The sequence below is a fragment of the Streptomyces lateritius genome (assembly GCF_014649715.1).
GTDB classification, from domain to species: domain Bacteria; phylum Actinomycetota; class Actinomycetes; order Streptomycetales; family Streptomycetaceae; genus Streptomyces; species Streptomyces lateritius.
This window is the reverse complement of the sequence record NZ_BMTO01000002.1, coordinates 1-21,042: the sequence shown is the minus strand read 5'-3', so window position 1 is coordinate 21,042 and position 21,042 is coordinate 1. Positions and strand designations below refer to the sequence as shown.

General features: G+C 73.3%; 15 protein-coding genes and 1 riboswitch. Of the genes, 8 read left to right on the top strand and 7 right to left on the bottom strand.

The window, feature by feature from the left end:
* Positions 1-150 precede the first annotated feature (150 nt).
* From IE136_RS03380 to IE136_RS03370, 3 genes are all read left to right on the top strand, one after another.
* Positions 151-1,239 (top strand): PP2C family protein-serine/threonine phosphatase, encoded by a 1,089-nt coding sequence (locus IE136_RS03380; protein ID WP_229818654.1) that lies wholly within the window; start codon positions 151-153, stop codon positions 1,237-1,239.
* Between the two features lie 227 nt (positions 1,240-1,466).
* Positions 1,467-1,614: riboswitch (cyclic di-AMP (ydaO/yuaA leader) on the top strand.
* A gap of 11 nt (positions 1,615-1,625) precedes the next feature.
* Entirely contained in the window at positions 1,626-2,720 is a 1,095-nt protein-coding gene (locus tag IE136_RS03375) for a M23 family metallopeptidase (protein ID WP_158988729.1), read from the top strand.
* A 121-nt stretch (positions 2,721-2,841) separates the two neighbouring features.
* The gene (locus IE136_RS03370; protein ID WP_189599356.1) at positions 2,842-3,789 is read left to right on the top strand and encodes an aldo/keto reductase; all 948 of its coding nucleotides are present in this window, start codon (positions 2,842-2,844) and stop codon (positions 3,787-3,789) included.
* Positions 3,790-3,974: 185 nt separating this feature from the next.
* Here IE136_RS03370 and IE136_RS03365 read toward each other — a convergent pair whose 3' ends face one another.
* The 4 genes from IE136_RS03365 to IE136_RS03350 form a co-directional block, all read right to left on the bottom strand.
* Complete coding sequence (locus IE136_RS03365; RefSeq protein ID WP_189599355.1) at positions 3,975-5,279, bottom strand: PrsW family intramembrane metalloprotease; 1,305 nt, start codon at positions 5,277-5,279, stop codon at positions 3,975-3,977.
* Positions 5,280-5,346: 67 nt separating this feature from the next.
* The gene (gene trmB, locus IE136_RS03360; RefSeq protein ID WP_189599354.1) at positions 5,347-6,135 is read right to left on the bottom strand and encodes a tRNA (guanosine(46)-N7)-methyltransferase TrmB; all 789 of its coding nucleotides are present in this window, start codon (positions 6,133-6,135) and stop codon (positions 5,347-5,349) included.
* A 41-nt stretch (positions 6,136-6,176) separates the two neighbouring features.
* Entirely contained in the window at positions 6,177-7,361 is a 1,185-nt protein-coding gene (lhgD, locus tag IE136_RS03355; protein ID WP_158988732.1) for an L-2-hydroxyglutarate dehydrogenase, read from the bottom strand.
* 89 nt (positions 7,362-7,450) lie between these two features.
* A complete protein-coding gene (locus tag IE136_RS03350; RefSeq protein WP_158988733.1) occupies positions 7,451-8,932 on the bottom strand; it encodes an NsdA family TPR-like regulatory protein in 1,482 nt (493 codons plus the stop codon).
* A 665-nt stretch (positions 8,933-9,597) separates the two neighbouring features.
* Between IE136_RS03350 and IE136_RS03345 the strand changes: the two genes are divergently transcribed.
* Both IE136_RS03345 and IE136_RS03340 read left to right on the top strand, forming a co-directional pair.
* Positions 9,598-11,754 (top strand): asparagine synthase-related protein, encoded by a 2,157-nt coding sequence (locus IE136_RS03345; RefSeq protein ID WP_158988734.1) that lies wholly within the window; start codon positions 9,598-9,600, stop codon positions 11,752-11,754.
* Positions 11,755-11,909: 155 nt separating this feature from the next.
* Entirely contained in the window at positions 11,910-12,329 is a 420-nt protein-coding gene (locus tag IE136_RS03340; RefSeq protein ID WP_189599353.1) for a hypothetical protein, read from the top strand.
* On the opposite strand, the gene IE136_RS03335 is transcribed toward IE136_RS03340, so the two are convergent.
* Both IE136_RS03335 and IE136_RS03330 read right to left on the bottom strand, forming a co-directional pair.
* Positions 12,316-14,289, bottom strand: coding sequence for a sigma-70 family RNA polymerase sigma factor (locus tag IE136_RS03335; RefSeq protein ID WP_189599352.1), 1,974 nt, complete (start codon positions 14,287-14,289; stop codon positions 12,316-12,318). The genes IE136_RS03340 and IE136_RS03335 overlap by 14 nt on opposite strands.
* 204 nt (positions 14,290-14,493) lie before the next feature.
* Positions 14,494-15,267 (bottom strand): TetR/AcrR family transcriptional regulator, encoded by a 774-nt coding sequence (locus IE136_RS03330; RefSeq protein ID WP_158994516.1) that lies wholly within the window; start codon positions 15,265-15,267, stop codon positions 14,494-14,496.
* Positions 15,268-15,669: 402 nt separating this feature from the next.
* On the opposite strand from IE136_RS03330, the gene IE136_RS03325 reads away from it, so the two are divergent.
* Both IE136_RS03325 and IE136_RS03320 read left to right on the top strand, forming a co-directional pair.
* Positions 15,670-16,986, top strand: coding sequence for an NAD(P)/FAD-dependent oxidoreductase (locus IE136_RS03325; RefSeq protein ID WP_229818653.1), 1,317 nt, complete (start codon positions 15,670-15,672; stop codon positions 16,984-16,986).
* Positions 16,987-17,093: 107 nt separating this feature from the next.
* Positions 17,094-18,719, top strand: a complete 1,626-nt coding sequence (locus IE136_RS03320; RefSeq protein WP_158988738.1) for an ATP-binding SpoIIE family protein phosphatase — start codon at positions 17,094-17,096, stop codon at positions 18,717-18,719.
* An 11-nt stretch (positions 18,720-18,730) separates the two neighbouring features.
* Here the strand turns inward: IE136_RS03320 and IE136_RS03315 are convergent, their stop codons facing one another.
* Positions 18,731-20,005 carry an MFS transporter gene (locus tag IE136_RS03315; RefSeq protein ID WP_229818652.1) on the bottom strand — a complete coding sequence of 425 codons (1,275 nt, stop codon included), beginning with the start codon at positions 20,003-20,005 and terminating at the stop codon, positions 18,731-18,733.
* Between the two features lie 144 nt (positions 20,006-20,149).
* Here IE136_RS03315 and IE136_RS03310 point away from each other — a divergent pair, with 144 nt between their 5' ends.
* The gene (locus IE136_RS03310; protein ID WP_158988739.1) at positions 20,150-20,716 is read left to right on the top strand and encodes a MarR family winged helix-turn-helix transcriptional regulator; all 567 of its coding nucleotides are present in this window, start codon (positions 20,150-20,152) and stop codon (positions 20,714-20,716) included.
* The last annotated feature ends 326 nt before the right edge of the window (positions 20,717-21,042 follow it).

Genomic DNA, 21,042 nt, shown 5'->3' with positions numbered 1-21,042 from the left:
CAGGGTCGGCGGGCGACGGGCCCAGGCGCGGCCCGGAGTGCGGGCCCAGGTACGGGCCGGGGCGGGGACCCGGGTACGGGCCGGAGTGCGGGCCAGGGTCCGGGTGCCAATGGGCGTACGCCGGCCCAGGTCGAGCGCGCCCGGCGGTTCCTGAAGGCCCTGCCCCCGCTGATCATCCTCGGGGGCGTCGTCTTCGACCTGGCCACCCCGCCCTCGTACACGGCCGCCCCGATGTTCTCGGCCGCGCCCCTCGTCGCGGCCCCCTTCTTCTCGATGCTGACCACGCTGCTCACCGGGATCGCCGCCGTGCTCGCCGGCGTCGGGCTGCACTTCTACAACGACACCACCACGGACGTCCCCGCCCTCACCGAGACGTTCACCGTCGTCACCGTCTCCGCGCTCGCCCTGCTCATCAACCGGGTCGTGCGGCGCAGCGGCCAACGGCTCGCCTCGGCCCGCGTGATCGCGGAGACCGCGCAGAAGGCCGTGCTGCCCACCCCCGCCGAGCGGATCGGCGGGCTGCAGGTCGCGGCCCGTTACGAGGCGGCGCAGGCCGACGCGTTCATCGGCGGTGACCTGTTCGCCGTCCAGGACACGCCCTATGGGGTACGGCTCGTGGTCGGCGACGTCCGGGGCAAGGGGCTCGACGCCGTCGAGGCCGTCGCCGTCGTCATCGGCGCCTTCCGGGAGGCGGCCGAGCAGGAGTCGACGCTGGAGGGCGTCGCCCAGCGGCTGGAGCGCGCGCTGACCCGGGAGGGAACGCGCCGCGACGGCCTGGACGCGTTCGAGGGGTTCACCACCGCCGTCCTGGCGGAGATCCCGCGCGGCGACGGGCTCGTACGGGTGGTGAACCGCGGTCACCCCGAGCCGCTGCTGCTGTACGCGGACGGAGGACTGGCTCTTCTGGCGCCGAGCGAGGCCGCGCTGCCGCTCGGCATGGGCGAGCTGGCCGCGTGGCCGGACCGGGCCGACGAGTCCCCGTATCCGCCGGGGGCCACGCTGCTCCTGTACACCGACGGGCTCTCCGAGGCGCGCGACGCGCAGGGGGAGTTCTACGATCCCGCCGAGCGTCTCGCCGGGCGGATCTTCCCCGGCCCCCAGGAGCTGCTGGACGCGCTCGTCGACGACGTCCGCAGATACACGGGCGGGGGCGCGACGGACGACATGGCGCTGCTCGCGGTGAGCCGGCCGGCGGCGGGGCAGCCGGAACGGCGCCGGACGATGCCCGTGGTCCCGTGACCCGGGGGGCCGGTCACCATCCGTAGTGGCGAGGTACCGCTGCGATAACAATTGATGCACCGTCAGATAGCGGTCGTTCGCCGCGTGTTTACCCAGGAAAGGTCAAACCGGGCCGTACCGCGTCAATCTCTTGAACGATCAGCCGGAACAGCTTGGAATCAGGCCCTCGTGTCTATTAACGTTCGATAACGCAGCGCGGTCGTCCCAGTCGTCGCAAGAGACGGCACCGTGCGCGTGCGCCGAATCCTGAAGAGGAACCGGGGAACCACCACTTGGGGTGAATCGGGCCCTTCCGCACCCGTGCGGCAGCGCTCGTAGGAGACCTTCCTGCTCCGAACCCGTCAGCTAACCCGGTAGGCGAGAAGGAAGGAAAGGAGTACGCCTCCGTGGCGTCCAACACCCCTGCCCCCGAAGCCCCCTTCCATGCATTCGGTGCCTCGGGTGCCGCCGGGACCGATGACGACGCGACGACGTGGGGGGAGTGGAACCCCACCGAGGAGTCCCTCCGTCAGCAGGCCCGCTCCGGCGGACGTCACCGTGTCGTGAAGCAGCGCTCCAACTTCGCCCGTTCCTCCACCGTCCTCGGCGTCGGTGTCATCGCGGCCGTCGGCGCGGGCGGCATGGCCACCGCGCAGGACAAGCCCGCGGTCTCCATATCCCTTCCCGACCTCGGCCTCCCGGACGCCTCCGAACTCCCGGGCGTCGGCGAGCTGATCTCCGACGGCGACGAGGGCGCGGACTCCGCTACGAACAACCCCCAGCCGCTCACCGCCTCCCTCGCCCTCCCGGCCCAGGCGACCGGCACGGCGGACGGCTCGGTCACCCGCGTGTCCGCCGCCTCGTCCACGGCCGACGCCGGCGAGGCGCTGCGCGCCCGCATCCTCCAGCAGGCCGAGGAGCAGCAGGCCTCCGCCGACGCCACCGAGAAGGCTGCCGCGGAGAAGGCGGCGGCCGAGAAGGCCGCGGCGGAAGCGGCCGCCAAGGCGACCGCCGCCGAGAAGGCGGCGGCCGAGGCCAAGAAGAAGGCCGAGGAGGAGGCGGCGGCGAAGGCCGAGGCGGAGCGTCTGGCCAAGCTCGCCGCGAGCTACGCGCTGCCCACGTCCGGGTACTACATCTCCTCCACGTACGGCCAGTCCGGCTCCATGTGGTCCTCCGGTTACCACACCGGCCTCGACCTCGCGGCCGGCACCGGCACCCCCGTCAAGGCCGTGCACGGCGGCACCATCAAGTCGGCGGGCTGGTCGGGCGCGTACGGCTACCGGATCGTCCTGGAGCTGGAGGACGGCACGGAGATCTGGTACTGCCACCTGTCCTCCATGACGGTCGGCGTGGGCCAGTCGGTGGGCACCGGCGAGACGATCGGCCGCGTGGGGGCGACCGGCAACGTGACCGGCTCGCACCTGCACCTGGAGGTGCACACCGCGGGTGGCGAGGGCGTGGACCCGGCGGCCTGGCTGCGCGACAAGGGCCTCACGGTCTGACCTCCCGAGCTCGGTAGCCCCACGCCCCGACCCGAGTCCCCCGGCGTCGGCGGCCCTGGCGACTCACCCCCGACGCCAGGGCTGCCGGAACAGGCGCCCGGCGGGGGGTGTTGAGCACTCCATGACTTCTCCTCTCCGCCAACTGGGCACCTCGGACCTGCACGTCTTCCCGCTCGCACTGGGCGGCAACGTCTTCGGCTGGACCGCCGACGAGTCGACCTCCTTCGCCGTCCTCGACGCCTACGCCGCCGCGGGCGGCAATTTCGTCGACACCGCCGACTCCTACTCGGCCTGGGCCGAGGGCAACCAGGGCGGCGAGTCCGAGACCGTCGTCGGCAGGTGGCTCGCCTCACGCGGCAACCGCGCGGACGTCGTCCTCGCCACGAAGGTCGGCGCCCATCCCCAGTACAAGGGCCTCTCGCCGGCCACGATCAAGGCGGCTGCCGAGGAGTCGCTGCGCCGGCTCGGCACCGACCACATCGACCTGTACTACACCCACTTCGACGACGAGTCCGTCCCCGTCGAGGAGATCGTCGCCGCGCTCGACCAGCTCGTGAAGGACGGCAAGGTGCGGGCCGTCGCCGCCTCCAACATCTCCCCGGAGCGGCTGCGCGCCTCCCTGGACTTCGCCGAGGCCGAGGGCCTCGCGCGCTACGCGGCGATCCAGCCGCACTACAACCTCGTCTCGAGGGACACCTACGAGGGTGATCTCCAGGACACCGCCGAGCGGGCCGGACTGGCCGCCGTCCCCTACTTCGCGCTGGCCTCAGGCTTCCTGACCGGCAAGTACCGGCCCGGGACCGTCGTCGAGAGCGCGAGGGCCTCCCGGGCCGGTGAACACCTCGCCACCGAGCGGGGCCGCCGGGTCCTCGACGCGCTCGACGCGGTGGCCCGTGCCCACGACGCCGAGGTCGCCACGGTGGCCCTCGCCTGGCTCGCCTCACGGCCGACCGTCGCCGCGCCGATCGCCTCGGCCCGCACTCCCGAGCAGCTTCCCGCCCTGGTCGCGGTCGCCGACCTCACCCTGAGCGCGGCGGAGCTGGCCACGCTCGACGAGGCCTCCGCCTAGGCCGGGTCCGTGAAGTCCCGCCTGGTCCGCGACGCCTGGCCCGCTCGCTCGCTGCGTTGTCGGGATCACCCGAGTACGCCCGGTACGGGGTGACCCTCCGCCTCGCGATCGCACGCACCGGACGCCGCGGGCCCTGCCCTGCGGGCAGACGGCGCTACGCTCCGGACACGACCTAGAGGAAGACGCTAGCTGCGGTACGGGTTGTAGCCGCCGTAGTCGAGGTACTGCGGCGGCGCCCACACCTGGCCCGTGGCGCGCGCCGCGTAGGTGAGCGCGGGTGAGGCGACCGGCTTGCGCTGCCACAGGTGGTGGAGCAGCTCCTGCTCGCGGGCGGTGAAGTCCGCTCCGGCCGCGCCGCGCTGGGCCCGGTGGCGCAGAAAGGCCAGGGTCGTGGCGAACGCTTCGTACTCCCCGACCGCGGTGGCGGCCGGCCTGCCGTACGTACGGGCCGCGAAGTCGCGGGCCAGCGATCGGGCCCGCATCGAGGAGAGGGCGAGCGGCTCGGCGGGGGAGAGCCAGCCGGCCGCCGCGTACGCCGGGAGCTGCCCGGATATCGTGCGCAGCTCCCGCTGCCGGCTCCATATCGCCAGCCAGGTGAGCAGGGCGAAGGCCGGCACCATGAACATGGCGTAGACCACGAGGAAGCCCCATCCGCCGAAGACCGCCGAGCCGTTCCACAGGGCGTGCATGCCCATGGCGAGGATGAGACCGGCCAGCGGCAGCAGGGTCCGGCGCACGCGCCTGCGGCGGGCGGCGAGGGCGGCGAAGCCGAAGCCGAGGCCGGTGAGCACGGTGAAGAGGGGATGCGCGAACGGCGACATCACGATCCGTACGAAGAAGGTCCCCGCGGTCACCGAGCCGAGGCCCGAGGAGCCGAACTCCTGGTCCTCTCCGAAAGCCCGGCCGAGATAGAGGATGTTCTCGGTGAAGGCGAAACCGGTGGCGGTGAAGCCGGCGACGACCACGCCGTCGACCGGTCCGGTGAAGTCCCGTCTGCGGAAGAGGAAGAGCAGCAGCACGGCCGCGGCCTTCGCGCTCTCCTCGACGACCGGCGCGACGACGGTGGCGCCGAGCGTGTCCGCGGAGGCGGGGTCGGCGGTCGAGGTCGCGATCCAGCGGACCGCGAACGTGTTGGCGGTGAGCGCGACGAGGGCGGCGGCGAAGGCACCCCACGCGAAGGCGAAGAGCAGGTTCTTCCACGGGCCCGGCTCGACGCGGTCGAGCCAGCGGAACGCGGCCATGAGGAGCGGCACCGGCAGGACGGCCAGACCGAGGCCGACGAGGAAGCCCTCGGTGCCGGTCTCCTCCCGTACCAGCGCGAGGATCACCAGGGCGCACAGCACAAGGAGCGTGATCACGGCGACGGCCCGGACCACCTTGCTGCGCCAGAAGGCGCGCCGGGGCTTGTAGCGCCACTGCGCGCGGTCGGGCACGCCGGTGAAGACCGGCTCCTCGGTGTCCCGGGCGGGTACGGGTACGGGGTTCGACACGCAAGCGACCCTAACGAGCCGTACTGACACCCCGCGAGGGAGTTCCCTTTCCTGTGGAAAAGACGGGCTACTTCCTGTGGAAAAGGAGGTCGTGGACGACGTGGCCCTTGTCGAGGCCCTGTCCCTCGAAGCGGGTGAGCGGACGGAAGGCGGGGCGGGGCGCGTAGCCGCCGTCGGCCTGGGTGTTCTCGAAGTCGGGGTGGGCGGTGAGCACCTCGAGCATCTGCTCGGCGTACTCCTCCCAGTCGGTGGCGCAGTGCAGGACGGCGCCGGGCTTCATCCGGCTCGCGAGCAGGGTGAGGAAATCGGGCTGGATGAGGCGCCGCTTGTGGTGGCGCTTCTTGGGCCAGGGGTCCGGGAAGTAGACGCGGCAGCCGTCGAGGGCGCCGGGGCTGAGCATCTCGCGCAGCAGGATGATCGCGTCACCGTTGGCGACGCGGACGTTCTCGAGTCCGTTGCGGTCGGCGAGACCGAGGAGGTTGCCCTGGCCTGGGGTGTGGACGTCGACGGCGAGGATGCCGGTGCCGCGGTCGGCGGCGGCCATCTGCGCGGTGGCCTCGCCCATGCCGAAACCGATCTCCAGGACGACGGGCAGTCCGCCGAACATCTCGTCCAGGTCGAGGACCCGCTTGCCGTCGATGTCGAGGCCCCAGGCGGGCCACCGCTTGAGCAGCGCCTCAGCCTGACTGGTGGTGACGCGGCTGCGGCGCGGCTGGAAGCTGCGGATCCGCCGCTCGTAGTGCGACCCGGCGGGATCGGGCAGGGGACCTTCCCCTGCGGCGAACCTGCTGCTGCCCCGCTGGGCGACGACGGGCTCGACGGCGGGGTGCGTGGCGGTTTCTCGAGACTCAGACACAATGACCCGATTCTACGGGGCCTGGCGGAGGCCTGCCGAAGTCACAGCCGCGCCAGGGCCCTCGACGCCACCTCCCGGCCGATCGGGAGACTCGCCGTCGCCGCGGGGGACGGCGCGTTCAGGACGTGGACCGTGCGGGGCGCCTCCCGGATGAGGAAGTCGTCCACCAGCGTCCCGTCCCTCAGGACGGCCTGGGCGCGGACGCCCGCCGGTGCCCGGCGCAGACCGGATTCCTCGACGACCGGAAGCAGCTTGCGCACCGCCTCCGTGAACGCCCGCTTCGACAGCGAGCGCCGCAGCTCACCCGCTCCGTACCGCCAGTGCTCCCGGGCGATCTGCCAGGAGCCGGGCCAGCCCAGGGTCCCGGCGAGCTCGCCGGGACGGACGACCGACCAGCCGTACCCCTCGCGTGCCAGCGCCGGGACCGCGTTCGGACCCACGTGGACGCCGCCGTCGATGCCCCGGGTCAAATGGACGCCGAGGAACGGGAAGGCCGGGTCGGGGACCGGGTACACCAGGCCGCGGACGAGCGACGGGTCGGCCAGCTCGTAGTACTCGCCGCGAAAGGGGACGATCCGCATGCCCGGGTCGTCGCCGGCCAGCCGGGCCACCCGGTCGCAGTGCAGCCCCGCGCAGTTCACCAGGACCCGCCCCCGGACCACCGTCCCGGCCGCTGTGCGGACCGCGACACCCCATGACCGCCGGTCGACCGCCGTGACCTCGGAGCCGTACAGGATCCGGGCGCCGGAGGACTCGGCGAGCTGGGCCGCCACCGCTCCGTAGTCGCAGATCCCGGTGGTGCCGACGTGGATGGCGGCCAGGCCCCGCACCCTCGGTTCGTACGCGCTGATCTGCGCGGGCCCCAGCTCCCGCACCGGGATGCCGTTCTCCCGGCCGCGCTGCACCAGGGCGTGCAGCCGGGGCAGCTCCTCGCGTGCGGTGGCGACGATGAGCTTGCCCGTGACCTCGTACGGAAGGTCGTACTCCGCGCAGAACTTGATCATCTCGGCGGCGCCCGCGACGGCGAACCGTGCCTTCAGGGACCCCGGTCGGTAGTAGATGCCGCTGTGGATCACGCCGCTGTTCCGCCCCGTCTGGTGGCGGGCCGGGCCGGGTTCCTTCTCCAGGACGGTGACGCGGGTGCCGGGCGCGGCGCGGGTCAGGGCGTACGCGGTCGACAGACCGACGATCCCACCGCCGATCACGAGCACGTCACAGTCAAACACCAGCGCCACCTCCCACCCCGATAGTGCACTGGCCCACTGACAATGCCGCTAAACCTGGTGGGACACGCGTCACGCCGGCCGGACACGCGTCACGCCGGAGCCATCAGCAGCGGCCGGGCTCGCTCCCTCAGCTCCATGACCCGCGGCTCGTCGCCGTACGGCTCGAGCCGGTGCAGGAGATCCCGTACGTACTCGGTGGTGCGGGCGGACGAGATCCGGCCCGCCACCTCCACCGCGCGCGTGCCCGCCGCGCAGGCCGCGTCCAGGTTGCCCGACTCCAGCTCGGCGACCGCCGAGACGACGAGCCGCAGTCCGTGCGAGCGGACGAACTCCTCCGTCGGCCGTGACAGCGCCTGCTCGGTGAAGCGGCGCACCTGGCGCGGGGCCTTGAGGTCGCGGTAGCACTCGGCGGCGTCGGCGCAGAACCGGTCGTACGAGTAGAAGCCCAGCCAGGTCGGGTCCGGGTCGCCCTCACGCGAGCGCTCCAGCCAGCCCTCCGCCGCCTTGAGCGCGGCGGCGGCCGCGGCCCCGTCGTTGGCCTTCGCGTGCGCCCGGGCCTCGACGAGCCGGAAGAAGGACATGGTGCGGGCGGTGGCGAGCCCGCGGTTGCGTTCGAGGGCGGCCTGGGCGAGGTCCACGCCCTCGTCGGCGAAGCCGCGGTAGGTGGCCTGGAGAGACATGGAGGCGAGGACGTAACCGCCGAGCGGGACGTCGGCGGCGGCGCGGGCGAGGCGCAGCGCCTGGATGTAGTAGCGCTGGGCGGCCTCCTGCTGGCCGGTGTCGAAGGCCATCCAGCCGGCCAGCCGGGTCAGCTCGGCCGTGGCGCCGAACAGTGCACGGCCGACCTCGTCGGAGTAGGAGCCGAGCAGCAGTGGTGCGGCGTCGACGCGTAAGCACTCCGGCACCATCGAGGAGCGCCAGTCTCCGCCGCCGTACTTGGAGTCCCAGCGGCGGGCGTCCTCGGCGGCCTCGCGGAGCTTGGCGACGTCGCTGTGCCCCACGCGCGCGTGGCTCCCGGTCTCCGGCCCCTCGGCGGGCTCGTCCGGGCCGGCCGCTCCAGGGGCGGCCCCGGCCGCTCCGCCGGATCGCCGCATCAGGCGCTCCACGGAGGAGTCGGCGGGGGTTATCAGCCAGCGGGACGCGGGGGTGGCGTACGCGCTCACCGCGAAGGATCCGGCCAGCGACTGCCATATCCCGCCACCGCCCGCGCGACGGCCCGCGAGATCCAGCCGGTACAGCTCGGTGGCCGAGCGGACCGCCTCGCCCACGTCGCGGGGGAAGGCGAGGCCGACCTCCGGCGCCGGGTCGGCGTCCGCGAGCCCGATCTCGTGCAGCGGCACGGGACGGCCGAGCTTCTGGCCGATGGCGGCGGCGATCAGGTGCGGGGCGGCGCCCTGCGGCACCATGCCCTTCGACACCCAGCGCGCCACCGACGTCTTGTCGTAGCGGAGCGTCAGCCCGCGCTGCGCCCCGAGGTCGTTGACGCGCCGGGCGAGACCGGCGTTGCTGATTCCCGCGAGGGCGAGAACCGTGCCGAGCTTTTCGTTCGGCCCGCGTTGCTCCCTGGACATGACGCCACCCCTCGACAACCCGAACGGCCGCCACGACGCCGGGCATAGGCGTGCGGCATTCGTAAACACAGCGTAGTTCGCCGCATCCCTACCGTTAAGGGGCGGAGTTCCGTATGGCGGGATTGTTGTGGCAACAGACGGATGGGCGACGGATGGCGTAGAGGCGTCGGTCGGAGCGGCCTCGGAGGCGGCCTGGGAGTGGGGTGGCGCACGCCGGTCCCGTCGCCCGGCGCGAAGGCGGGCCGTCCCCTGGTGCACCGCTCAACCGCCGCCCGGCGCACGGCGCGGACCTCGGGTGCGGCCGGTGACGCGTGCTCCGGCCGTGTGGCCGTGCGCCCGGCCGTGCGCTCTCGCCCGGCCGGCCGGGGGAGCGCTTCCATGGGTCCTGCGTGGGTCGGCCCGCCGGCTGTGGACCGGTTGGCTGGGGGACACCGTCGCCCCCCTCCCCGAGGGCGGCGGACGGCTCCGGGAGGCGAAGAGCGCCTCCCGGACTGCCGATGGTCCCGGACGTCGCCGAGATTGGCCGAATGACGACGGTGTTCGTATCGGCTTCAACTGGCCAATGCCAGGGGCGCATTCGCCTTTCGCGTGTGCGACCCCGGAGCCCCGCCTGTGCGCTCTTGTCGTGGCAGCATGTTCCTCCACTGAACTACGTGGAGGCGCCGATGCGATGGCTGGTGGGCTGGAGCAGTGTCGCCGCGAGCTTCGGAACGGCCGGTGCGCGGGGCTCGGCCGGTGCCGCGGGCGGCCTCGCGAGCTCCATGGCCGGCTCCGTCGGCGGGGCGTCCGAAGGGCGCACGGTGCACCCGGTGGGCGCACAACTGCTGTGGGGCGACCCCGATCCGCTGTGGGCGGTCGGCGACTGGCGCCCCGACGAGGTCCGCGTGATCGCCGTCGACGCCCACACCCGCCTTGCCGTCCTGGGGTGTTGCGCCGCGAGCGACGAGGAGCTGCGGGTCGGACTGCTCACCGCGCGCGGTGGCGCCCTGCGCCATCTCACCGCCTGGGCCGGCAGCTACACGGCCGTCGTCCAGGCCGGCCGCCGGATCACCGTCACCGGTGATGTTGCGGGCGCCCGGCCGGTGTTCCACACCCCGTGGGCGAACGGCACGGCGTACGCCACCGCCGCCCTGCCGCTGGCGGACCTCGTCGAGGCCCAGCTCGACATCGGACACCTGGCGGCGCTGCTCGCCTGCCCCGAGACCCCGGAGGCGCTGCGCGACTCCACGCCGTACGAGGGTGTGAAGCGGGTGCCGCCCGGCCACGCGCTGATCCTGCGGGAGGGATCGCGCGAGATCACCGGGTACGAAGCGGTGGCCTCGCTCGCGGTCGCCGCCGCCGAGATCGAGCCGAGGCGGGCGGTGGAAGGCGTACGGGACGCGCTGGTCGACGCCGTACGGGCCCGGCTCACCGCGCCCCGGCACGCGCCGGAGTCGCCGCTGCCGGACCCCGGTCCGGTCCCGGGCATGGGGCCCGCCGAGCGGCGGGCGGCCCGGGGCGGCGGACCGGCCCCCGGCATCGGGGCCGACCTGTCCGGCGGCAGCGCCTCCGGAACGCTCGCCCTGCTGGCGGCCGGCCTTCCCGGCGTTCCCGGGACGATCCTGGGCCATGGCACGGGCGCGGGGGAGCGGCTGCTCGCCGTCACGTTCAACGACCTGGCGACGCAGAGCGGTTCGGGCCGCGAGGAGGAGCTGGAGCGGGCCCGGGCGATCGCGGCGAACCCCCGGCTGCACCACGTGGTCGTCGCCGCGGGCGAGGAGGCGCTCCCGTACGCGGAGCTCGACGGGCCGCTGACCGACGAACCGGGGCCCTCCCTCGTGGTCGCCGACCGGCACCGGCGGCGCCTCGCCGGGGGCAGCGCGGACCACTTCACGGGTCTGGGGGCCCGCCAGGTCCTGGACGCGCACCCGGCGCGCCTCGCGGACCTGTTGATGGACCGGCGGCGCAGGTCGCTGGTGCGTCCGGTGACGGCGCTCGCGAAGGCCAGCGGCCCGTCGGCGGGCTCGCTCCTCGTCCCCCTGACCGTCTACCGTGCGGCGCGCCGCCTCGCCCGTACCCCTTACCGGACGGGTCTGGAGGCGGCCGCGGCCGGGCTTCTGGAGGCGAACCGTCCGGCCCCCGGGGCCTTCGGTCCGCTGGAGGCGTCGCTCTCGGCCCTGACCTGGTCGCGTCCGGGGCCCGCGGCACGCTGGCTGACGGGCGAGGCGCTGGCTGAAGTATCGGTTCGCCTGAACCGGGCGGCGACGCTGCCGGCCTCGGTGCAGCGGCCGGGGGAGGCACGCGCGCGTGCGGCGCTCACCCGGGCGGCGAGCGACCACCGCGTCCTGGAACAGGCGGCGGAGATCCGCAGCCAGCGGCTGCACGCGCCGTTCCTCGACAACCAGGTCGTACGGGCCTGCCGCGCCCTTCCCGAATCGCTGCGGGTCCAGCCGGACGCCCGGGCCAACGTGCTGCGCACGGTCCTCGCGGGCGCGGGCATCCACGACCTGCCGGCGGGGTGGGGCGCCCCGAACACCGCCGTCCCGGCCTCGGCCTCCCGCGCGGGGCTGCGCGCCGCCCTCCCGGACCTCATGGCCCTTTTCGACGCCCCGCTCCTCGCCGACGCGGGCCTGATCGAGGCACGTGTCGTACGCAAGGCCCTGCGGGCGGCCTCCGAGGGGGAACAGGTCCCCCTGGACGGCATCGCCGACCTCGTCTCCACCGAACTCTGGCTCCGCCGCCTCCTCGCCCGCCGCGGCAGCTGCTGGACGGGCACGGCGGCTCCGCGCCGACGGGCCGTCCCGGGCCCGCTGATCCCGTCGCGGCGGTCGCTGCCGGCGTGAGGGCCCGAGGCCCTGCGGGCGTGAGGCCTTGCAGGTCCCGAGGCCGGGAGGTCCCGAGCACCTGAGGCGTGAGGCCCCTGCGGGCCCGAGACCTTGAGCACCTGAGCTCCTGAGGTCCCGAAGCCGTGAGGCCCTGACCGCACGTCCAGGCGGTGATGGCGGGTCTCGAGGCCCGGGTCACGGCGCACGAGGGCGGGGGCGCCGCGGCGGTCGCGGGGGCGGCCGGCGCCCTGCGCGTCGCGTGGGAGGCGCACTGCGCCGACTTCCTCAGCGTGCATCTGGCCGAGGGAGCGGCGTCCGCGCTCGCTCTGGACGGCGAACAGCCGCTCGCGGTCCGGATCCTGTCCGCCGTCGACACCTGGCGCGCCGGGACTCCGCGCGCGGTGCCGGAACAGCACGAGGTGGAGGGGCTGCCGACCCGGACCCGCACGGAACTGGGCGAGGAGGCCGTCACGTCCGCGTACGCCTCCGGCGCCCTCCTCGGCATCGGCGAAGTCATCGCCCTGGCCGAGTCCTACGCGAAGGCCGCCCTGGGAGCGACGACCGTCCCGGAGTCGCCGTTCAGACGCAGCTGATCCGCGACTGTGCCCAGTCGGCGACGGCGACCCGTCCGAACGGTGTGTGCTCCTCCACCACCAGCCGGATCGTCTTACGGCCGGAGAGCGGGACGTGCACGGGGATCGCCGGGTCGCCGCGTCTGACCACCTCGGAGCGCCACAGCCGTTCGTCGTCCCCGAAGACGGAGAAGCGGACGCCGCCGACCCCGAGCGGCGCGCTGAGGTCGTCGATGCCGACGATCGCGTCAAAGGCGGTGCACGGGCGGTTGAGGTCGATGGTGAGCGAGGAAGGCGCCCGCACGCTCACACCGTGCTCGTACGGAGTGCCGCCTGTCGCGAGTCCGTCGCGCGCCCACATCCCACCGCTCTCACCGAGGCGTACCTCGGGCTTGCCGCCGTCGCCGAGGACGCCGTGGTCCAGCCGGTTGACCTGGTAGACGACCGCAGCGGCGGGCGGCCGCTTCGGAACGGTCTTCGGCGGGCCGGGCGTCGGTTTCGGCTCGGGGGCCGGCGGAGGCGGGGCCGGCGTGGGGCTGGGCTTCGGCGTGGGCTCCGCCGTGGGCTCCGGGGGTGGCGGGGTCGGCTTCCGCTCGGGGGCGGGGGCCGGAGCGGGCGAGGCCGGCCGGGCCGGCGGCGACGTGGGTCTCGGCTCCGGCGGCGATGCCGGCTCCGGCGGTACGGAGGGGGCGACGGCCGACGGCGTCGGCGCGGACTTCGCGACCGGCTGCGGGTCCCCGGACAGCGCCCACACCAGACCGGCGGTCGCGGCGACGGCCACCGCGGCGGCGAGGCCCGCCTTGGCGGGGGCGCCCAGCCCCTCGGCCACGGCGGCGGACGACGCACCCGCCGGGCTCGACGAGCCGGCGCCCGTGGCCGCGGCGGCGGCGCCGGCTCCGGCCGCGCCGGCGACTCCGCCGGCCACCGCACCGGCGGCCTTGAGGGAGTAGCCCGCGGCGAGCCAGCCGATGACGGCGATCGGCAGCAGCGCGGGGATTCCGGCGTTGACCTGGGCCAGCTCACCGGCGGCGAGGCGGCACTTGGCGCACTCATCCAGGTGCTTGCGCAACCCGCGCTCGGCCCGCGTCCGCAGGCCGCCGCGCGCGTAGGCGCCGAGCCGGTCGGCGTAGCGGGCGCAGTCCCCGCCGGCGGTCAGGGACTGGCTGACATGGGCCTGGAGGTAGGCCTGCTTGAGACCTTCGCGGGCGCGGCTCGCGAGCACCGCGGTCGCGTTGGCGGTCAGCCCGAACAGCGGGGCGACGTCGCTCGGCGACTCCTCCTCGACGGTGGTGTGCCACAGCACGGCCTGCCACCGCTCGGGCAGCGAGCGGAACGCCTGCAGGGCCAGGGACCGTTCGGCCTCGTGCATCGCCCGGACGTCGGCGCCGAGGTCCAAACCCGCCCCGAACGACACGGTCTGGCCGGAGGCCTCGGAGGTGCGGGCGGCCTGCGCGGCGAAGACCGCGAAGTCCTCGACGAGGTGTTCCCGCTTCTGGGTCCTCGTCCAGTTCGCGGCCACCCGCCGCACCGTGGTCAGCAGGTAGGCGCGGACGGCGTGCTCGGGCCCCGCCCCGCCCCGTACCGCCTGGAGCGTGCGGGCGAACACCTCCGCCGTCAGGTCGTCCGCGGTGTGCGCGTCGCGGCAGCACGTCCTGGCGTACCGCCGCACCGGCTCGGAGTGCCGACGGAACAGCTCCTCGTACGCGCGGTCGTCGCCACCCCGCATCAGCCGGATGAGATCGGCGTCGGAGTGCGGCCGTTCGCGCGGCGGCGGCAGTACGGTGCCGGGCGCGTCGGTGGCGAGGGCGACGTCGGGCTCACGCTGCTGCGGCACGCTCGGGTCCGGCGGCGCGCTCGCGTCGGCGGGTGCGTCCCAAGCGTCTCCGGAGCCGCCCTGGCTCGGTACCTGCTGGAAGGGCAGGCCTCCGGTCCCCGCTCCACCGCCGTCGTTCAGCGGCTCGTCCCGACCGTCACCGCTCATCGCGCAAGCCCCCGTATGCACGCCCGGACCCGAACACCGGCCAAGAGTGCCACAGGGCGATGCCGCGCCGAACCCACGCGTCCATGCACCACTCGTCCGGGGCGACTTCCTGTGTCCGGGCGTAACCGCTCACCCGTGCGTGGCATGCTCAGCGGTCCGCCAGGACCCCTGACCCGCCGCTCCTCCCTGCCCCGGAGCCCCTCGCTACCGCGACCGCAGACCCTCCAGAAGGATGTCGAGGAGCCGGGTCGAGGCCGCCGCCTGCTGCGCCGCGTCCGGCAGCGCGGGCGCCGCCGTGGCGATGACGAGGAGGACGTCCGCCACGGTCACGTCCGTCCGCAGCTCACCCGCCGCACGGGCCCGGTCGACGAGCCGGCCCACGACCTCCAGGAGCTCCGCCGCCCCGGCGTCGTCCTGCTCGGCCACCGGAACCGCGCGAGGTGCGACCACTCGCGGCTCGGACTGGTCGGCGAAGTTCCGCTGGTGCGGCACCCGCGCCTCGTCCTCGCCGCTCCGCGCCGGCGTCACCGCGTCGACGAGGACGCTGTCGTCCACACCCACGCGCAGTATCTGCGGCGGCAGCAGCCGCCCCGCACCCGAGGCCACCGAGGTCCGCAGGAACCGGGAGAGCGCCGACCACGGCTCCTCCTCCTGCCCGAGAGCCGTGCGGGCCTGCTCGGTCAGCCTGGAGGTCTCCTCCTCGGCTATGCGGCGCACCAGCACGTCCTTGCTCGGGAAGCGGCGGTACACCGTTCCCACGCCGACCCGGGCGCGGCGCGCCACGTCCTCCATCGGCGCCCCGTAACCGAGCTCGCCGAAGACCTCGCGCGCGGCGCGAAGAACATGTTCCAGATTGCGCTGCGCGTCCACGCGCAGCGGTGCCGACCGGCCGATCGCCGTCGTCGCTCCCGTACGTCCGTCGACCGAGCCGTCCGCCGTCCCGACGGCGGCCTGCCAACGCGAATCCTGCATGTGCATAAGCGTTCCCCCGCTCATGATGTCTCCCCCCGGAGACTTCCCCGCCCTGACACGGGGCTCCGGTCCGGCCCGCGCTCTGGTCCCACGCGCTGCCATCCGATACCCCGACGAGGTACGAACATAGTTGAGTCGGGGTCAATTCAGAAGGGGGAGTTCCGTACGGTGCGCCCCCCGATCGGAGCAAGGACCGGAACTCTCCCGATTCTCACCCCCCACCTCACCCTCCACACCCGGCCTGAGCTGGTCACTTCTCGCCGCGCCCCCTCATGCGCCACCCCACGCCCCCGTATCCCGCCGGTCACACAATTTGCCGGGCCTGTGGACAAACCCCGGACGGCGTTGCGTCATGGGACAGTGACCGAACCTGCGCGCATTCTCGTTGTCGGCGGTGGCTACGTCGGGATGTACACCGCGCTGCGCCTGCAGCGGCAGCTCAAGGCCGAGCTCAGAAGCGGTGCGGCCGAGATCGTGGTGGTCACGCCCGAGCCGTACATGACGTACCAGCCGTTCCTCCCCGAGGCCGCGGCCGGCTCCATCTCACCGCGCCACGTCGTCGTGCCGCTCCGGCGCGTCCTCGCCAGGTGCCGGATCGTCATCGGCGAGGTCCACGCCGTCGACCACGCGAAGCGCACGGCGACGCTCTCCACCCTCGCCACCGAGGAGGAGGGCACCGGCAACATCCAGCTCACCTACGACGAACTCGTCATCGCGCCCGGCTCGATCTCCCGCGCCCTCCCGGTCCCCGGCCTCGCCGACTACGGCATCGGCTTCAAGACCGTCGAAGAGGCCATCGGACTGCGCAACCACGTCATCGAGCAGATGGACATCGCCTCCTCCACCCGCGACCCGGCCCTGCGCGACGCCGCCCTCACCTTCGTCTTCGTCGGCGGCGGCTACGCCGGCGTCGAGGCGCTCGCCGAACTGGAGGACATGGCCCGCTACACCTCGCGGTACTACCACAACGTCAAACCCCAGGACCTGAAGTGGGTCCTCGTCGAGGCGACGAACCGGATCCTGCCCGAAGTGGGGGAGGAGATGGGCCGGTACGCGATCCGCGAGCTGCGCGCCCGCAACATCGACGTACGGCTGGACACCCGGCTCGACTCCTGCGAGGACCGCGTGGCCGTCCTCAGCGACGGCACCCGCCTGCCCACCCGTACCGTCGTGTGGACGGCCGGCGTCAAGCCCGCGCCCCTCCTCGCCGCCACCGACCTGCCGCTCAACGAACGCGGCCGGCTCAAGTGCACGGCGAAACTCACCGTCGAAGGCGTCGAACACGCCTGGGCGGCGGGAGACGCGGCGGCCGTCCCCGACATCACGGCCGAGGAACCCGGCCGCGAATGCGCCCCCAACGCACAGCACGCCGTACGCCAGACCAAGGTCCTGGCCGAGAACATCACCGCCTCCCTGCGGGGGCAGCCGCTCAAGGACTACGCCCACACCTACGCCGGCTCGGTCGCCTCCCTCGGCCTCCACAAGGGCGTGGCACACGTCTACGGTCGTAAGCTCAAGGGCTACCCGGCCTGGTTCATGCACCGCGCCTACCACCTCAGCCGCGTCCCGACCTTCAACCGGAAGGCCCGCGTCCTGGCCGAGTGGACCCTCGCCGGCCTCTTCAAACGCGAGATCGTCTCGCTCGGATCGCTGGAACACCCGCGCGCCGAGTTCGAACTCGCCGCCGCACCCCCGCCGCCCAAGAACGGCCCGACGTCAGACTGACACCGATGTCAGTGCGGTCCGTCACACTGGACGTGTGACCATAGGTGGGCTCACACCTGCACAGAGTGACTCAGCACGGCCAACGACACCACGAGGCATACAGATCCGTGAACTTCACCCGTTGGAGCGCCCGGCTCCCCGGCACACAGCGCCGCACGGCGGCGCGGGGGACCGAAGGCTCCGTGCCCGCGGCCCGCGGGGAGTACGAGCAGCAGTTGGAGCCCCTGGCCGACGAGATCCCCGTTCTGGAGGACTTCTCCGTACGGGAGATCATCGGCCGCCTCCCCGGCCTGGTCGCGCTCGCCCACGGCCCCGACCACCGCATCGCGTACGTCAACGACGCGTACGCCGCCGCCTTCGGCCCCCGCCCCGCCGGGGCGACCGTCGCCGACGCCTGCCCCGAAGCCCATGAACTGGGCCTGCTGCCGCTCATGGACCAGGTCCTGCGCAGCGGCAAGCCCCGCACGGTCAAGTCCCGCAAGACCCAGGACGGCGGCTCGTACACCGTCACCTGCCTCCCCGTGGACTCCCCGCGCTTCGACGGGGGCGGCGTCCTCGTGCACGCCGCCGACGTCACCGACCACGCCGAGGCCGCCGAGCGGCTGCGCGCGAGCGAGCGCCGGCACCGCGAGACCGCCGTCACCCTCCAGCGCTCCCTGCTCCCGCAGGAACTGGAGCAGCCCGACGACCTGCGGATCGCCGCCACGTACCAGCCCGGCGGCACCGACGCGGCCGTCGGCGGCGACTGGTACGACGTCATCACCCTCGGCGCGGGCCGGACGGCACTCGTCATCGGCGACGTGATGGGGCGTGGCGTGCGCGCCGCCGCCGTCATGGGCCAGCTCCGCACCGCGGTCCGCGCCTACGCCCGCCTCGATCTGCCCCCGCACGAAGTGCTGCAGCTCCTCGACGGCCTCGCCGCCGAGATCGACGCCAGCCAGATCGCCACCTGCGTCTACGCGGTCCACGACCCGAACGAAGGCAAGCTCGTCTACGCCTCCGCCGGGCACCTCCCGATCCTCGTCAGGGACGAGGACGGCTCGGTGCGCCGTGCCGAGGACCCCACGGGGCCCCCGCTCGGCACCGGCGGCTGGCTCCACACCTCCGGCACGATCGCCCTGCCCCCCGGCTCGACCGCCGTCCTCTACACCGACGGCCTGGTCGAACGCCGGCGCGAGGACATCGACGAGGGCGTCGCCGCCCTGGAGCGCGCCCTGTCCGGCGCGCTCGGCACCCCGCAGGTCGTCTGCGACCGGCTGCTGCGCTCGCTCGGCGTCACCGCCGAACACGACGACGACGTGGCGGTCCTCGTCGTCCAGCACCCCGCCCGCACGGGAGCGAACGCCGAGCTCTTCCACAACGCGGCTCTGGAGCTCCTCGGCGGCGTGGAGGCCGCGCCACGCGCGCGGGCCTTCGCGTCCGGGGTGCTGGCCAGCTGGCGGTTCCCCGTCGAACTGTGCGACCTGGGTGTGCTCGCCACCAGCGAGCTGGTCGCCAACTCCCTCAAGCACGGCACCCCGCCGATGCGCCTGCGCCTGCGCCGGACCGACCGCCGCCTGATCATCGAGGTCACGGACGGGGACGACCATCTGCCGCGCCGCCGCAGGGCGGAGACGGAGGACGAGGCGGGCCGCGGGATCTCGATCATCGCGACGATCGCCTCGTCCTGGGGCAGCCGCCGTACGCCGGGAGGCGGCAAGGCGGTCTGGTGCGAGTTCGCCCTGCCGGACTGACCCCGCCGGACTCAGGCGGCAGCGGTCTGCTTCTCCGGCACGTGCTGCGCCACCACCCGGGAGGTCGCGGCCAGGGAGGGCTGGTCCTGCGCCGGGGTGAGCTGCTTGCCGAGCCGCAGCGCCAGGAAGGTGATCCCGAGGGAGAAGAGCACGAAGGTCACGATGTACGGCCCGTGCAGCGCGGCCCCCATGGGTCCGCCCAGGGCGGGACCGACGGCCAGCGCGAGCTGCTTGACCAGGGCGAACGCCGAGTTGTACTGCCCGACCATCGCCTCCGGCGCCAGATCGGCCACCAGCGGCGCCACGGTCGGCGACAGCATCGCCTCGCCGAGCCCGAAGAGGGCGTACGTCGAGACGAAGGCCGCGGTCGCCATGGTCTGGCTGCCGTGCCCGAGCCCCGCGTACCCGGCGATCACCCACGCCACGGTCCAGATCAGACCGACGGCCGCGATCACCCGGCTGCGACGGCGACGCTCTACGAACCTCAGCACCACGAACTGGGCGACGACGATGACGGCCGTGTTGGCGGCCAGCGCGATCCCCAGAGTCGACGGCTCGATCCCGGCAGCCTCGGTGCCGTAGGCCGCGAGACCCGACTCGAACTGTCCGTAGCAGGCGAAGAAGAGCACGAAGCCGAGGACGCACAGCTGCACCATCGCCTTGTGACCGAGCAGCGCCCGGACGCCGCCGCCCTTCGACGCGGCGGGGCGGGCTCCCTGCAGGGCGGGGGAGCCCGGCATCCGCACGGTCAGCACGATCCCGGCGAGCACGAGGAACATCGCCGCTTCGATCGAGAAGAGAAGGAGGAAGCTGCCGGGCCGGCTCTCGTCGACCAGCTGGCCCCCGATCAGTCCACCGACACCGAGCCCGAGGTTCTGCAGGAAGAACTGCATGGCGAAGGAACGGGTCCGGCCGACGGGGTCCGAGCACCACACGATCATCGTCGCGAGCGCCGGCTGCATGACGGCCGTACCGGCACCCAGGAGCGCCGCCGAACCCACGACGGTGGCCACGCTGCCGGAGAGTCCCATGCCGAGAGCGCCGAGAGCGGCGAGTACGGCGGCCACGAGAAGCACGGGAACGGGGCCGCGCCGGTCGACGGCGCGCCCGCTGAACGGCAGGACGGCGAGTGCGGCCATGGCGAAGACGGCCAGCACGCTGCCGGCCGTGGTCGCGCCCAGATCCCGCACCTGAGCGACATACACATAGAGGTACGGAACGGTGAAGCCGAGTCCGAACGCGCTCAGCGCGCTGCCTGCCTGGATCCGGCGCATCGCTGCACCCATCGCCTTGGTCACACTCACCCACTTCGAGAGAAGGGCTTCAGGCTTGTAGCCCTGAACCCTGAAGACTTCAACACTAAAGTTCGATGCTTAACGATACACATGGAAGGACTTCAACGCCAACGACCGCCGTGGGATACTCCCCGCATGTCCGACACCCCCGAGCAGTCCGGCGCGCGCTCCCCGCAGGAGCCGAGCCTCGACGAGCAGATCGCGGCCTATCAGCGCGAGTTCCGCGACCTCGACCCCCAGGTCGAGAAGGTCGTCTCCGCCCTCGGTCGGCTGAACCGCCGGATGAACGTCGCCTACGGCCGCCAGGTCGCCGACCTCGGCATCAGCAACGCCGAGTGGGAGGTCCTCAAGACCCTCGTCCTGGCCGGCGCCCCCTACCGCCTGGGCCCCGGCGAACTGGCCAAGCGCCTCGGCCTCACCCCGGCCGCGATGACCCACCGCATCGACCGCATGGCGGGCGAGGGCCTCGTCACCCGCGACCGCGACGAGAACAACCGCGTCCGGGTGATCGTGGAGCTCACGGACGAAGGCCGCTCGAAGTGGCTCGAGGCGATGCGGATGGCGACGGACTTCGAGGAGGAGCTCCTCCAGGACCTGTCGAGCGAGGAGCGTGGCCTCCTCGGCGAGATGCTGATTCGCCTGCTCCGCCGGGTCGAGCACACCCAGCCGGACGCCGGCGGCCGCCTGACGGACCTGGACTGACGGCCTGGACGGGGGGCAAGGCCGGGGTTGACACGCCCCCGGGTGATCCGTAGTGTTCTCCGAGTTGTCACGGGGCCGGAACGGTTCTGCGACAGCCACTCCCGCCGCTGATGCGGCAACTCAACTCAGCACGACCTCCCAGCCGGGACGAATTTCGGCATGCCGAAATTCATTTCGAAAGACTCGATTATGAGTCGCCGGGAGAACCCGCTAGAGTTTGAGCGTCGGAACGGCCCAACAGCCGCAAAGACAACTCCCGCTGACTGGGAATCAGGCCCGAAAGGATCTGATAGAGTCGGAACCGCCGGAAAGGGAAACGCGAAAGC

Excerpts from the sequence above, each read along its gene's own strand:
- IE136_RS03370 (WP_189599356.1), top strand. The coding sequence starts at position 2,842 with ATGACTTCTCCTCTCCGCCAACTGGGCACCTCGGACCTGCACGTCTTC.
- IE136_RS03350 (WP_158988733.1), bottom strand. The coding sequence starts at position 8,932 with ATGTCCAGGGAGCAACGCGGGCCGAACGAAAAGCTCGGCACGGTTCTC.
- IE136_RS03345 (WP_158988734.1), top strand. The coding sequence starts at position 9,598 with ATGCGATGGCTGGTGGGCTGGAGCAGTGTCGCCGCGAGCTTCGGAACG.
- IE136_RS03340 (WP_189599353.1), top strand. The coding sequence starts at position 11,910 with ATGGCGGGTCTCGAGGCCCGGGTCACGGCGCACGAGGGCGGGGGCGCC.
- IE136_RS03335 (WP_189599352.1), bottom strand. The coding sequence starts at position 14,289 with ATGAGCGGTGACGGTCGGGACGAGCCGCTGAACGACGGCGGTGGAGCG.
- IE136_RS03330 (WP_158994516.1), bottom strand. The coding sequence starts at position 15,267 with ATGCACATGCAGGATTCGCGTTGGCAGGCCGCCGTCGGGACGGCGGAC.
- IE136_RS03325 (WP_229818653.1), top strand. The coding sequence starts at position 15,670 with ATGTACACCGCGCTGCGCCTGCAGCGGCAGCTCAAGGCCGAGCTCAGA.
- IE136_RS03315 (WP_229818652.1), bottom strand. The coding sequence starts at position 20,005 with ATGGGTGCAGCGATGCGCCGGATCCAGGCAGGCAGCGCGCTGAGCGCG.
- IE136_RS03310 (WP_158988739.1), top strand. The coding sequence starts at position 20,150 with ATGTCCGACACCCCCGAGCAGTCCGGCGCGCGCTCCCCGCAGGAGCCG.